The organism is Paenibacillus sp. CAU 1782 (assembly GCF_054551715.1).
Map to the genome: position 1 here is coordinate 26,641 of NZ_JBTOLL010000011.1, position 12,875 is coordinate 39,515.

Here is a 12,875-nt window from a genome sequence, read left to right on the forward strand (position 1 = left end):
AGGATGCCGCAAGGCTTGTTTTGCTATCAGAAGCGGGTCGCAGGGGTGAAGTCAGTTCAGTGGAAATGAGGGAGGGCATGTCTGCTTTTGTAGAGCTTAGGGAGATCGGTGTCCATTTGGGGGGCAGGGAAATTTTTGCGGGAATGAACGCCAAGCTGGAGCGGGGCGTTTCCTATGCGCTGATCGGAAAGTCGGGTGTGGGAAAAAGCACGCTGCTAAATCTGATTGCGGGATTTTTAATCCCGGATTCGGGCGTTTTGACGGTTGGCGGGAAACCCGTGAACGGTCCGAGGCGCGGAACGGCGTTTCTGCAGCAGGAATTGGGACTGTTTCCATGGCAAACTGTCAGGGAAGCCGTCAGTATGCCGTTAAGACTGGCCGGCGCGACAAACAAGGGAGAAATCGAGGCAAAAACGGAGGGGCTGCTGGCGGAGCTAGGACTTGAAAACGTTGAGGGTTCTTATCCCGATCAACTGAGCGGCGGCCAACGGCAGCGGGCTGCGCTGGCCAGGACGTTGATTGGAGAACCGGACTTTCTGCTGATGGACGAGCCTACTTCTTCGCTTGATACCGTAACGAAGGAAAGCATTCAACTGCTGGTGCAGGAGCAACAGCGCAAACGGGGCGCAACACTGCTGTTTGTGACGCATGATATCGAAGAAGCTGTGCTGCTCGGCGATGAAATTCTCCTGCTGGAGAGCGGAGGAGGGCTTGCCAGAAGGAAAACGCCGGTTTTTGAGGGCGGGTTGGCTCGTGAAGATATCCGCTTTTATGAAACCTGCATCGAGCTTCGCCAATGGATGAATGCTTCGGACGAGAGTCGGGCAGAGCATTCTGATACGGCAGGGCCAAAGGAAGAAAGCAATCGCAGGGGCAAAAAAAGTGACAGCGGCACGGAGGAGCAGTTATGAAGGTGGTTCGGAGGTTTGTCGGAGCACAACTGGTTGGTTTTATCAGTTTCCTTATCCTGTGGCAGTTGATAGGTCTTGCGCTTGATACCCATGTCATTCCTACCCCCGCGGAAACGATAAAATATATGCTGGCAGAATCCGGGGACCTGGTTTTGCATGCGGGAGGAAGTCTATTGCGGGTTTTGACGGCAATTGCCGTATCGCTTGCAATCGCGGTGCCGACAGGATTGCTCTTGGGCGGAAACAAATGGTTCAGAACGTTGGTATCCCCGTTTGTTTATTTCATTTACCCTATACCCAAAGTGGCGTTTTTGCCGGTATTTATGCTGCTGTTTGGTTTAGGCAACGTATCCAAAATTATATTGATGATCTGGATTATCATGTTCCAAATCATGTTGTCGGTGCGGGACGGGGTAGACAGCATTCCCAAGCTTTATTTCCAGGTCATGAAGGGGTTCCGGGCCGGATCATGGCATACGTACCGCTACCTGGTGCTGCCTGCCGTATTGCCCCATATGTTCACTGGCCTGCGAATCAGCATCGGCATTTCGCTGGCATCGCTGTTTTTTGCTGAAAATTACGCAACGACCTACGGCATTGGTTATTACATATTAAGCGCCTGGACCAAAATGAACTACCCGGAAATGTTCGGCGGCATATTGACTCTGGGCATTGTCGGCTTGCTGCTGTTCAAGGGGCTGGATGCGCTGCAAACCAAATGTACGCCATGGAAGGCGGAAAGGCGCTAACAAAAGCTGACCTTGACTCCGCCAACCATGGCGTTTTTTTGCTTTTTATAGATGTCGCGGCCGAAAGGATCGCGATTTGTGACCAAAGCGCAGGGATAGACGGTTTAAGCTTCCGCTGTGGGCCTGCCGCCTTTATCCGGCTGCGTTTTCATCTTGCGATAATCAGCTGGCGTTACGCCAAAGCTTTTTTTGAACATGCGGTGGAAATAAGAGCTGCTGGTATATCCGCATTGCGGCGCAATATCGACAACGGGCATATCGCTTTGCTCCAGATATTGCTTTGCCGCTTCCATTCTCACCTGATTAATGGCATCAACTATCGGCGTCAGCGCGTACTGTTTATACAGGCGGCTGAGATAGATTGGCGACATGCCCATCTCCTCCGCAATACTGTTAAGGCTTAAAGCAGGATCGGCATAACGTTCGCCAATCATTTTGTTGATCCGAACCATGAGCTCCTCATGTCTGGACGAGCGCTTAACGGACAATTTTTCCTGCAATACATCGAACAGGCTGAAGAAGGCCTCCTCGATTTCCCCCAGTGTTTCAACCTGATCCAGCGACGGCAGGTGCAAATAATTGACTCCATCCATTTCGAGATTGTTGTTCTTCTGAATCGTTGCCAGATGGTTGTTGACGGTCATGGACAAATGAGCGCTTGTCATCCGCACAACGTGGAAAGGATACCCCGCCGTTTCCTTCAAAATATCGGACAGCAACCGCTTGGCTTCGTCGCTTTTTCCAGTCATGAGGGCATCGGTCAATTTCTTTTCCCGTTCCAGAGGAAAGACATAGTCATTGGTTTTGAGGGCCGTCACAGACTCGGCGTCAACGAGACAGCCATATCCGTAAAACAGCCTGTGCATCGATGCTTCACGCACTTCCTTGTAAAGAAGGGGGAGCTGCTCTGCGCCTTCGCCTTCGCGGCTGTACGTTATGGATAACCCCAGCTTGAGAAAATCCGATGCGGATTGCTGGATCTGGTTCAACAATTCCTTCAGAAGAGCGGGGTCGTCGGTCGCCGGCGCATCTTCCAGCGGACTTAACAGCAGCACCACGCTATCCTCCTCCATATCTACCGTTTCCGCCTTGAAGTAACGGGCGCTAATCTCCCCGCTAATATTCATGATAGCAAAGCGGTAAGGAAGCAGGTCATCGCCCCTTGTTTCCTTCAAAGCCGCAAAACGGTCAATGCGAATCAGCACAACCCGGTATCCGGCTTGAAAATCGAATGTAATGCCGCTTTGCGCCATTCTCTGCATCTGTCCCGGCGTCTGCAGTTTTTTCGAGCCTTGCATTAATCCTCGCAGCCAGTTTTGACGGATTGTATACGAGGTGTTTCTTCTTTCGTTTTCCAGCATGTTCATTTGGCTTTCCATTAGACGGATTGGCTTGTAAAGCATCCGGGAAAGCAGCCAGGATACAAGAAGTCCTCCTGCAAGAATGCTTACGGCAATCCAGATTGTCCTGTTCACAATAGAGGTAGACCCAGCCGAAATTTCGCTATAGGGTGTAACGCGGACATATTGCCATTCCAGCGAATCCGGCGCGGTGTAGGAAATAAACGATTTTCGTCCTTGAAAATCCGCCACGAAATAGCCGGACGGCTGATTGTCCACCTCGCGCTCCAGCAAGGCCAGATCGTTTGCGGCTAATTGCGCCGGTTCAAGCGTGTCGCCCGACAATAATTGATTCTGGTTGTCCATAATATAGGATTTTGCGCCTTTGGCATTGGCGGTTGCGCCAATATCTCTGTTTATCCATGCGGCGGAAATATTGATAATAACGGCGGAATTGATCTGGTTGCTTTTCCCGATTGCATCATAGCCCAGATACGTATAGGCCCGTGTTGTCCGCTCGCCCTCCAAGAGCTCGGTCGTATAGGTGCGCGGAATCGGAGTAAAGGGACGATAACTCTGGAATTGGTCCAGAATTTCCAAAACTCCCTGATCCGCAAGCTCGGATCGGCTTAATGTGCCGCCTTGCCCCTGGCGCGTGGCCGTGTAGAACAGATCGCTCGTTGAATTGTATACGTAAATCGATTCGATATACGGCATGGAATTCAAATAGTTGTCCAGCTCGTTCATCGCGATCCTGACATCATAATAAGTAGGTTCGGGATAAAGCATCAGCTTCGATATCGCGAATGTCCGGTAAATCTGGAAGGAAAGCGACTGAGCGTTTTCCGTCATGCTGATAACTTCCTTGCTGGTTTGCGCCAGATTGCTGGCATCGGACTGATACGTTTTGCGCAGATCGAGCTGCATATAGGCAAAGAAGTAAAAGAGCGACGATACCAACAGTGTCAGCGCGATGCACAAGGACGTCGTAAAGAGCAGCTTCCCGTAAAGCTTGCCATTGCTCTTCCATGAAAAAGCTGACATTGTAACCCCCCTTTGACCAAACTGGCAGCGAACAGATTTTTACCTGCGCGCCATTTTCGAAAGCGTTTTCTTTTTGTGGTTTTATTATACGGCGCGAGTGAGGTTCAAAACAATGAATTAAATGGAGATTGGTGAACCGGACCCCAAAAGGCACAGTGAACAATTTAAACTTTAATGAACTTTGTCGCTGCGAGTGCCCGTCCCGCGGGCTTTTTTTGGAGCTCCGCCGTTTTGCACAAAGATATAAATTGTTCAATTCGATTTTCTTCTTTTTGTTCACTAACCTTGATATTGTGCTCTTTCGCATATCCGCTCCCCGGTCGTACACTTAAGGCAGTTCAAGCGGCCGATGCGGCGGCTCGGACCAAACACTTGAGCATCACACTCGAGCATCATACTTGCAATCGCATGTATGGACAGCCGCATCAAATTAAATTACGCACGCATCGAAGGGAGAATGCAACACATGCAAAGGAAGAGTGGGTTACTGAAGGAACTGGTGGTAAACCGGCTGCTGTTTCTGATGCTCTTGCCGACCGTTTTATTTTTTCTGATCAATTCGTACACCCCTATGGTGGGTATCTACTACGCCTTCACCCGATTCGATTTCAACACAAGCCTCTTCAATAGCCAATTTGTCGGGTTGCAGAATTTCGAGTTTTTATGGAAATCGGGAATTTTGACGCGGCTGACTATTAATACGATTGGTTACAATATAGCGTTTATTCTACTGGGCAATGTACTGGCGATTGCGCTTGCGATCCTGCTAAGCGAACTGAGAGTCAAATGGTTCAAGAAGCTGACACAGTCCATTATGTTCCTTCCTTACTTCGTATCCTTCGTTATCTTGAGCGTTATCGTCTACAACGTATTTAACTTTGAAAGCGGATTTCTGAACTCCTTTTTGGCAAAACTCGGTTCTGAGCCGCTTGATGTTTACAACATTCCGTGGGTGTGGATTTTCCTGATCATTATATTCTACCTGTGGAAAAACCTTGGTTACAGCATGGTTATCTACCTGGCTTCCATTACAGGCATCAGCGACGAATATTATGAAGCGGCCAAAATTGACGGCGCCAACATCTTCCAACGGATCTGGTACATTACCGTGCCTATGCTGAAAACAACCTTTGTCATGCTCCTGCTGTTTGCGCTTGGAAGCATCATGAAGGGCCAATTCGACCTCTTCTATCAGCTGATCGGAAACAATGGCGTTTTGTACAACACGACGGATATTCTGGATACCTACGTGTATCGCTCGCTGAAAGTAACCTTCGATATCGGGATGTCGACTGCGGCCGGCCTGTATCAGTCCCTGTTCGGATTTATCCTGATCATGACGGTTAATACCATTATCAAAAAAATCAACGACGAATACGCCTTGTTCTAATAGCGGGAGAAAGCGGGAGGTTTTAAAGGATGAAAATAAAAGAAGACGGCTATATGAAGTGGTTCCGGCTGATTGCATTCGTTGTCATTTTGGTCGCCAGCGTAGCGTGCCTGTTTCCTTTTTTGCTAATCATATCAGCATCGCTGACGCAAAACGAAGCCATTATCCGGGATGGCTACAACCTGATTCCTACTGTATTTTCGCTTGAGGGCTATAAAACCGTGTTCCGGTTTCCGGAGCAGGTATTGAGAGCTTACGGCGTTACGGTTTTTGTTACGATCGTAGGTACAGGACTTGGCTTGTTCTTTATGACGATGGCCGGTTACGTCCTGCAGCGCAGAGATTTTAAATATCGCAACTTCTTTTCCTTCATGATTTATTTCACGACCTTGTTTGGCGGCGGTCTGGTTCCATGGTACATCATGATGACCAAATACCTGGGTCTGACCGATACGTATAGAGTGTTGATTTTCCCGGGGCTGATGACGCCATTCCTGATCATTCTGATGAAAAACTTCATCCGCTCCGCTGTTCCGGACGAGGTTGTAGAGTCCGCAAAAATCGACGGCGCCAACGACTTCCTGATCTATAGCCGGATCGTGCTCCATCTATCCATGCCCGGCATTGCTACGGTTGGTTTGTTCCTGGCTCTGCAATATTGGAACGACTGGTTCACATCGTCGTTGTTCATCAACGATACCAGCATGTATCAACTGCAATACTATCTGTACAATGTCATCAACGCGATGAGCTTTGTTATGTCGATGGGGGCGGGAACGGGCATATCTCTCGGAGAAATGCCGACGGAATCCACCAAGATGGCCATGGCGATCATCGTTACAGGTCCAATCCTGTTCCTGTATCCGTTCGTTCAGCGTTATTTTGTCAAAGGCTTGACGATTGGCGCGGTTAAAGGTTAGAACCGAATGGGGCACGGTCATGGCAAGCTTATCGGGCGAATGCGCGGCACGGCCCCCAGCGGCTAACATAGAGGCAAGCACTATAAAAAGGGAGGATTTTCAAAGATGAAGAAATCAGCAAAGGCTTTATCCGTACTGCTATCCTTTGTTCTCGTAGCCGTATTGCTTGCGGCATGTTCGGGCAATGGCGGAACAGCAACACCTTCCAATTCACCAAAGCCGTCAGAAACAGCATCAGGCGAAGGCAGCGGTACCGATGGAGAAGGCGCAAAACCCGGCATCGACATTTCCAAGCCGGTTGAGCTCCAATTCTATATGCTTGGCGATGCGCCGAAGGATCTGCCGGCCATCCAGGATGAAATCAACAAAATGGCTAAAGAAGACCTCAACGCAACGGTTAAATTCAACTATACATCGTGGACTGACTGGGATCAAAAATACAAATTGCTGCTTGGCTCCGGCCAACAGGTCGACCTGATCTTCACGGCTGAGTGGACTCAATATCAATCCTACGCAAAACGCGGCGCGTTCCAGCCGCTTGACGAGCTGCTGCCAGTAGCTGCTCCAGAGCTGTACAAATTCGTTCCGCAGGATATGTGGGAAGCGGTTAAAATCGACGGGAAAATCTACACGGCTCCAGCAACCTACAAAGAGTATGTAACCAACGGCTTCGTATGGCGCGAAGACCTGCGCGAGAAATACAATCTGCCTAAACCGGTTGATATCGAAACCTTCGAGCAATATCTGGAAGGCATCAAACAAAATGAACCAAACATGGTACCGCTTGCAATGGGCGCTGACATGAAAGGCACGTTGTTCGACACGTACAGAAGCATTGCCGCAAAACCGATCGGAGCTACGCCTTACGGTATCGACATTAACTATGACACGCCAACAGAGGTTGTTAGCTACTGGGGCTCCGACGAGCATCTGCAAGATTTGCTCCGCATGAAAAAATGGCAAGACAACGGCTACATGGTGAAAAACGTTCTTTCAGTTAAAGACGTTATTCAAGAGCAATTGACCAGCGGCAAAGCAGCAGCTTTGCTGGGCGACAACCCAACTCGCTTTAATGATTCCGTTATCAAGCTGCAAGCGACTCACCCGGATTGGAAGCTGGGTTACTATCCGTACCCTCTGACCACAGGCCTGGCTACACCGGTTCACCCGATCCACAACGGCTTTGCCGTGCCTGTAAGCAGCAAAAACGCTGAGCGCGCATTGGCGTTCTACGAAAAAATGGTTACGGACAAACGCTACAACCTGCTGACACAATACGGTGTTGAAGGCAAAAACTACGAAGTGGTTGACGGCTACTACACAATGATCGGCGACGCTAACTCCAACGGCTTCCCGCGTGAATCTATGAATGGCTGGGCATGGCGTAACCCTGAGTACATGCTGTTCGACAAAAACTATGACGGCGTGAAAGCGATCTTCGACGAGCTGGACAAAATCCAGGTTCCTGACAAGTTTACTGGCTTCGCTGAAGACTACACGACCTACCAGGTAGAAAGAGCGGCGCTTGAGCAAGTAGAGAAGCAATATCTGTTCCCTCTGATTGCAGGCGTTGTTAAGGATGTTGAAGGCGGTCTGAAAACGTTCATGGAAAAAGCGAACCAAGCTGGCCTTGAAAAAATTCAGACGGAGTACAAAAATCAATGGCTTCAATATGTACAAGAGCAAGGCATTAAGTAACAGTCAAGCAATTAGTGGAGCAATTTAAACCAATGCGGTTTCATTGGCGTCAGCAGGACGCCGGTGAAACCGCATTTTTTCGGTTTGAGTTTCCCCGATGATGCCACATGGGAGCCTCACTATGTTAAAATAATTTCGTAAGGGCATTCACTACTTTTCATAAAAAAAGGAGCTGGAATGTAAGATGTCAGAAAAGAACGTAAAATGGGGCGTTTTTGGTCCGGGCTGGATCTCGTCCAAATTTGTTAAGGACCTTAAGTTTGCCAAAGGAGCGGAATTGATCGCGGTTGGCGGCAGACGATTGGAGAAAGCCGAGGAGTTTGCGAAAACCTACAACATTCCGCGGGCGTACGGGTCGGCCGAAGAGCTGGCGCAGGATCCCGATGTAGATATTGTTTACGTAGGCACGCTTCACACTGTACATAAAGAAAACACACTGGCGCTGCTAAGAGGCGGGAAATCGGTTCTTTGCGAGAAGCCGTTTACGATGAATGAAGGCGAAGCGATAGAGCTGATTCAGACTGCGCGGGAGAATGGCGTGTTTCTGATGGAAGCCATGTGGACGCGTTATTTGCCGCCGATTGTAAAGGTCAGGGAGTGGCTGGCACAAGGAGCGATTGGCGAGGTTCGCATGCTGAAAGCGGATTTTGGCTTTAACATCGGCTGGAATCCCGGCAGCCGCCTTCTGGACCCTGCTCAAGGAGGAGGGGCGCTGCTGGATGCGGGTATTTATCCGGTATCCTTCGCTTCCATGGTGTTCGGCGAACGTCCGGAGAGCATTTCAAGCGTTGCTTCCATCGGAAAAACGGGAGTGGACGAGCAGTTCTCGCTGTTGTTCGGATATTCAGGAGGCCGCAGCGCTGTGCTGAATGGAGCCGTACAGCTTGGAATGGTTAATGACGCTTATATTTATGGCACCGAGGGTCATATCCATATTCCAAACTTCCTGTTTGGCAAATCCGCAACCTTGTTTGCAAAGGATAAGGAGCCGGAGCATTTTGCCGATGACCGCGAAGCGGAGGGTTATGCTTTCGAGGCGGAAGAGGCCATGGCTTGCTTGCGCGAAGGAAAGCTGGAGTCTGGCATAATGCCCCTTGCGGAGACGCAGGCTATTATGGGAACGCTTGACGAGATCCGCAAGCAATGGGGTTTGGTATACAGCGCGGACAAGTAAGAAAAGGGATGAATAACCTAGAATGAATACAATGGCATTGCTGTCCTCATGGACTGAAAGCGATCTGAGGGCATGGCTGGAGCACTTCCGTTCCTTGGGGCCGCTTCCCGGCATCCTGCTTACGTTTATGAAATCATTTGTGCCGCCGCTGCCCACGATGGTTATCATCGGGTTAAATGCCGCTGTTTACGGCCTTTGGCAGGGGTTTCTTTACTCCTGGATCGGAATTGTTAGCGGATGTATCACGACCTTTATGCTGGTGCGCAAGGCCTCGAATTTGCGTTACGTGCAGAGATGGCGGCAAAAGCCCAAGGTGCAGAGGGCTCTGCTGTGGGCCCGGCGCAACGCTTTCAGCTATGTGTTTGTGCTGAGCCTGTTTCCGATGGGGCCGTTTGTGGCAGTCAATGTTGCGGCCGCCGTGTCCGGCATGACAGTGCGCTCTTATCTTGCGGCGCTTCTGCCGGGCAAGGCGATCATGATTTTTTACGTTTCCTATATCGGATACGATCTGGAGCGGTTTGCCCGGCGTCCATGGGAAATCGCATTTGTTGTGCTGTTTGTTGCAGCCTCCTGGTGGGCCAGCCGCAAGGTTGAAGCCCATTTTTCAAGGCCCGGGCAAATGGGCGAGGGTGAGGAAAGCAGCCGATAGGCGACGGGATGGCGAAAGCTGCACGGACAAAAGAAGCATAAAGCAGAGCAGGCCGATGACATGGCTTGCTCTTTCCTGTATTTCCCTATCATTCGACAGCGCCGCGCAAAAAAAGTATAATAGAGATTGCAAAGCTATCAATGATAATGGTGGTGGACCACATTTCTTACGTATTAGCCTTTTTCATTTCGTTTATCGTTGTATACCTGCTGATACCTCCCTTTAGCAAGCTGGCCTTCAAGCTGGATTTTGTGGACAAGCCCCGCAAGGATGTGGAGAGGAAGCTGCATAGAGAGCCCATTCCTCTAACGGCAAGTTATGCGATTTTTATTGGTTTTTTTGCATCGTATCTAATCGTATCCAGAGAAATCAACTGGGAGACCGCAGCCCTGTTTGCAGGCGGCGTTATGCTGCTTGTTATTGGAACCATTGACGACTGGTATAAAACAAAAGGCAAAGATTTTCCGGCGCTGCCCAAGCTGATCGTGCAGGTGTTGGCTGCGGTGCTGGTATATGCATCAGGCGTTGTTTTTGAAGGATTCGTTAATCCTTTCTCCGGAGACTACATAGAGCTTCCCGTCATATTGCAGTTTGTGCTGACCATTTTGTGGATTTTCGGCGTTACGACGGTTATCAATTTTTCGGATGGCCTGGACGGACTGGCAGGCGGCCTGTCGGCAATCTCGGCAGCTACGCTGTTTGTTGTTGCGCTTGCGATGAGCCAATCCAATTCAGCGATTATGGCAATCATACTGGTAGGCGTAACACTTGCTTACCTGCGCTATAACAAACCTCCGGCAAAAGTATTTATGGGCGATGCGGGCGCAACCTTCCTTGGATTTGTGCTTGCGGTAATCGCTTTGGACGGCGCGTTCAAGCAAGCGACGGTATTGTCGTTGTTTATCCCCATTTTGGCGCTTGGCGTTCCCATCTTTGATAATCTGTTCGTGGTGGTCAAGCGGTTTATTCAAGGCAAGTCCATTTACCAGGCGGATGCCAGCCAGGTCCATTACCGGCTGCTGCGCGCAGGCCTGAACCATAAGCAAGCGTTAATGTTCCTCATTTTGCTGAGCACCTGTCTTGGCCTGTCCTCTATCATTTTGATGCTGGTGCAGGGCGTATAAGGAGTAACGCAAACCGCAGCGAAGAGCCGTTTTTAATGGCGCTTCGCTGTTTTTATTGCCGATTTTAGCCGGATTGCCCCTTTAGCAATCGGGAAATGGAATCCAGCGCCATCCAGCGGGACAAGGCATCGCCAAAATTCCATTTGTCCGCTTCGATGAGATAAACGCGTTTGCGTTTGACTGCATCCAGTGTATTCCAAAAAGGAGTGCGAATCAGCTCATGAGTTGCCGCCCGGGAAACCGGATTCCGGCTCAGCAGCAAAAAGATGCGGTCTCCCGCATACAATGGAATTTCCCCTTCGGAAATTTCGCGAAAGCCTTCTTCGTCAGCCAGCATTTGCGCCACCAGAGGCGGCGCCTGAAAGCCGGCTGGATGATAAAGACCAGGCGCAAATCCGGCGCTTCCCATCACAAACAACCGCTTGCCATGCTCATAGAACAGCACAGCCGCCGTTTCGCCGGCAACGCCATCGCTCCCTAGTCCGCGCCACATCATCTCTTCGCGGCTGCGATAACGCTGCAGCCATAGCTCCGCATCGCGCTGCTTGTTCAGCAGCTTGCCCAGTGTCTGCATCCGGTTGTCCAGTGTTGCGAAGGAGTTGAAGGAAACCGTTGGCGCAATCGCAGACACCATATTGTATTTCTGCTCATCGGAGTTGGCAAACAAAATCAGATCGGGCAACCCCTTCTTCAGCATAGCGCTTTGAAGAAAATGCTTTCCGCCAATCATACTGCCGTCCCTGCTATCAGGATTCGCATTGAGCCATCCGTCGAGCAAACCGGCGGCGGGCAGTCCCAGCGCGTTCAAATCGCCGCACACTTCCTTGTGGCATATGATGGATTCCGGATAGGCGGGAATAACGATTTCATGGCCAGTCCAATCTACCACCCGCTGCTTCTTTCGGGCAGCATCTCCATATTGTCTTGGAGTAACCCCGGTCATTTGCCTGAAACGCCGTATAAAATAATATTCGTCCGAAAATCCGACTTCGGCGGCTACATCCCGCAGCGGACGGTTGCTGCTTGCGAGGTATTGCTTGGAGCGGGTAATGCGCAGCTCCGTCAAATATTCGTTTGGTTTTTTGCCGGTAATTTCCTTGAACAATGAACGGTATTGCCATTGAGGCAATGAAGCTTGCTCCGCCAGCGACGCAATCGTCAGCGGCTCCATATAATGCTGCTCCATATAAGCGATCGTGCCGCTCACTGCATGCATGGCATCGGCTTCCGGGCCAGCCGCGGCTCCGTTTTCGAACACATGCAGCAGCAGTTCATGAAAATAAAGCTGCCCCCTAAGAAAGGACAAACCGTCTTTTGCGGCAGTCTCGGAGGCGGGGCTTTCGCCTGCTTTTTGATCCCCGCCATCAGCCTTGACGGGGCAAGTCTCCAGCAGGGATTGAGCCAGCTGCTGGAGACGAGAGGGGGGACTCGCAACCGTATGCCAGCCAGGAGGAAACAGAGAGTGTAGGGAAGTAGAAGCGAGGCCGTTAGAACCCGCATATTCAACGCTGTCAATGTCGCTATTGCCCCCGATAACGTCTATGCTGTTGCCGCGGTCATTGCTGCGGTAGGCATGGAACGAAATACCGTAATAAACCAGGCGGCTGCCTGGGCTGCAATAGATGTGGGAGGAGGTTCCCGGTCCCAAGCAAAAGCAGCTTCCCGGCCCTATTTTGAAGTATTCGCCGTCCTGATCCAAACTTCCGTCGCCTTCTATACAAAGCAGAAGCTCATGGGCTTCGTTCAACGCTTTATGCTGCAGCCAGCTTTCGCTGCGGGAGTGCAGGCGTATACTATTGAAGCGAAATAATGAGGAAGCTGCCGCAATATGGGAATTTTGACGACTCATATCCATGAGGTTGCCTCCTAATGAAAA

General features: G+C 50.4%; 10 protein-coding genes. 8 read left to right on the plus strand and 2 right to left on the minus strand.

The genetic code is table 11. The features are described from left to right. The first annotated feature begins 77 nt into the window (after window positions 1–77). Both ACX93W_RS19250 and ACX93W_RS19255 read left to right on the plus strand, forming a co-directional pair. Complete coding sequence (locus tag ACX93W_RS19250; RefSeq protein WP_459394001.1) at window positions 78–911, plus strand: ABC transporter ATP-binding protein; 834 nt, start codon at window positions 78–80, stop codon at window positions 909–911. Next, complete coding sequence (locus tag ACX93W_RS19255) at window positions 908–1,660, plus strand: ABC transporter permease (protein ID WP_459394002.1); 753 nt, start codon at window positions 908–910, stop codon at window positions 1,658–1,660. Before ACX93W_RS19250 ends, ACX93W_RS19255 begins: the two co-directional genes overlap by 4 nt. Window positions 1,661–1,764: 104 nt before the next feature. Here the strand turns inward: ACX93W_RS19255 and ACX93W_RS19260 are convergent, their stop codons facing one another. After that, the gene (locus ACX93W_RS19260) at window positions 1,765–4,044 is read right to left on the minus strand and encodes a helix-turn-helix domain-containing protein (RefSeq protein WP_459394003.1); all 2,280 of its coding nucleotides are present in this window, start codon (window positions 4,042–4,044) and stop codon (window positions 1,765–1,767) included. Between the two features lie 466 nt (window positions 4,045–4,510). Here ACX93W_RS19260 and ACX93W_RS19265 point away from each other — a divergent pair, with 466 nt between their 5' ends. From ACX93W_RS19265 to ACX93W_RS19290, 6 genes are all read left to right on the plus strand, one after another. Further along, window positions 4,511–5,434, plus strand: coding sequence for an ABC transporter permease (locus tag ACX93W_RS19265; protein ID WP_459394004.1), 924 nt, complete (start codon window positions 4,511–4,513; stop codon window positions 5,432–5,434). 29 nt (window positions 5,435–5,463) lie between these two features. Further along, entirely contained in the window at window positions 5,464–6,354 is an 891-nt protein-coding gene (locus ACX93W_RS19270) for a carbohydrate ABC transporter permease (protein ID WP_459394005.1), read from the plus strand. A 105-nt stretch (window positions 6,355–6,459) separates the two neighbouring features. Beyond that, window positions 6,460–8,052, plus strand: a complete 1,593-nt coding sequence (locus ACX93W_RS19275; RefSeq protein WP_459394006.1) for an extracellular solute-binding protein — start codon at window positions 6,460–6,462, stop codon at window positions 8,050–8,052. Between the two features lie 184 nt (window positions 8,053–8,236). After that, on the plus strand, window positions 8,237–9,226 hold the full coding sequence (locus tag ACX93W_RS19280) for a Gfo/Idh/MocA family protein (protein ID WP_459394007.1): 990 nt from the start codon (window positions 8,237–8,239) through the stop codon (window positions 9,224–9,226). 22 nt (window positions 9,227–9,248) lie between these two features. Beyond that, entirely contained in the window at window positions 9,249–9,875 is a 627-nt protein-coding gene (locus tag ACX93W_RS19285) for a TVP38/TMEM64 family protein (protein WP_459394008.1), read from the plus strand. Window positions 9,876–10,021: 146 nt separating this feature from the next. Then, window positions 10,022–10,999, plus strand: coding sequence for an MraY family glycosyltransferase (locus ACX93W_RS19290; protein WP_459394090.1), 978 nt, complete (start codon window positions 10,022–10,024; stop codon window positions 10,997–10,999). A gap of 64 nt (window positions 11,000–11,063) precedes the next feature. On the opposite strand, the gene ACX93W_RS19295 is transcribed toward ACX93W_RS19290, so the two are convergent. After that, window positions 11,064–12,854 carry a helix-turn-helix domain-containing protein gene (locus ACX93W_RS19295; protein ID WP_459394009.1) on the minus strand — a complete coding sequence of 597 codons (1,791 nt, stop codon included), beginning with the start codon at window positions 12,852–12,854 and terminating at the stop codon, window positions 11,064–11,066. Window positions 12,855–12,875 lie beyond the last annotated feature (21 nt).

Excerpts from the sequence above, each read along its gene's own strand:
- ACX93W_RS19250 (WP_459394001.1), top strand. The coding sequence starts at position 78 with ATGTCTGCTTTTGTAGAGCTTAGGGAGATCGGTGTCCATTTGGGGGGC.
- ACX93W_RS19255 (WP_459394002.1), top strand. The coding sequence starts at position 908 with ATGAAGGTGGTTCGGAGGTTTGTCGGAGCACAACTGGTTGGTTTTATC.
- ACX93W_RS19260 (WP_459394003.1), bottom strand. The coding sequence starts at position 4,044 with ATGTCAGCTTTTTCATGGAAGAGCAATGGCAAGCTTTACGGGAAGCTG.
- ACX93W_RS19265 (WP_459394004.1), top strand. The coding sequence starts at position 4,511 with ATGCAAAGGAAGAGTGGGTTACTGAAGGAACTGGTGGTAAACCGGCTG.
- ACX93W_RS19270 (WP_459394005.1), top strand. The coding sequence starts at position 5,464 with ATGAAAATAAAAGAAGACGGCTATATGAAGTGGTTCCGGCTGATTGCA.
- ACX93W_RS19275 (WP_459394006.1), top strand. The coding sequence starts at position 6,460 with ATGAAGAAATCAGCAAAGGCTTTATCCGTACTGCTATCCTTTGTTCTC.
- ACX93W_RS19280 (WP_459394007.1), top strand. The coding sequence starts at position 8,237 with ATGTCAGAAAAGAACGTAAAATGGGGCGTTTTTGGTCCGGGCTGGATC.
- ACX93W_RS19285 (WP_459394008.1), top strand. The coding sequence starts at position 9,249 with ATGAATACAATGGCATTGCTGTCCTCATGGACTGAAAGCGATCTGAGG.
- ACX93W_RS19290 (WP_459394090.1), top strand. The coding sequence starts at position 10,022 with ATGGTGGTGGACCACATTTCTTACGTATTAGCCTTTTTCATTTCGTTT.
- ACX93W_RS19295 (WP_459394009.1), bottom strand. The coding sequence starts at position 12,854 with ATGGATATGAGTCGTCAAAATTCCCATATTGCGGCAGCTTCCTCATTA.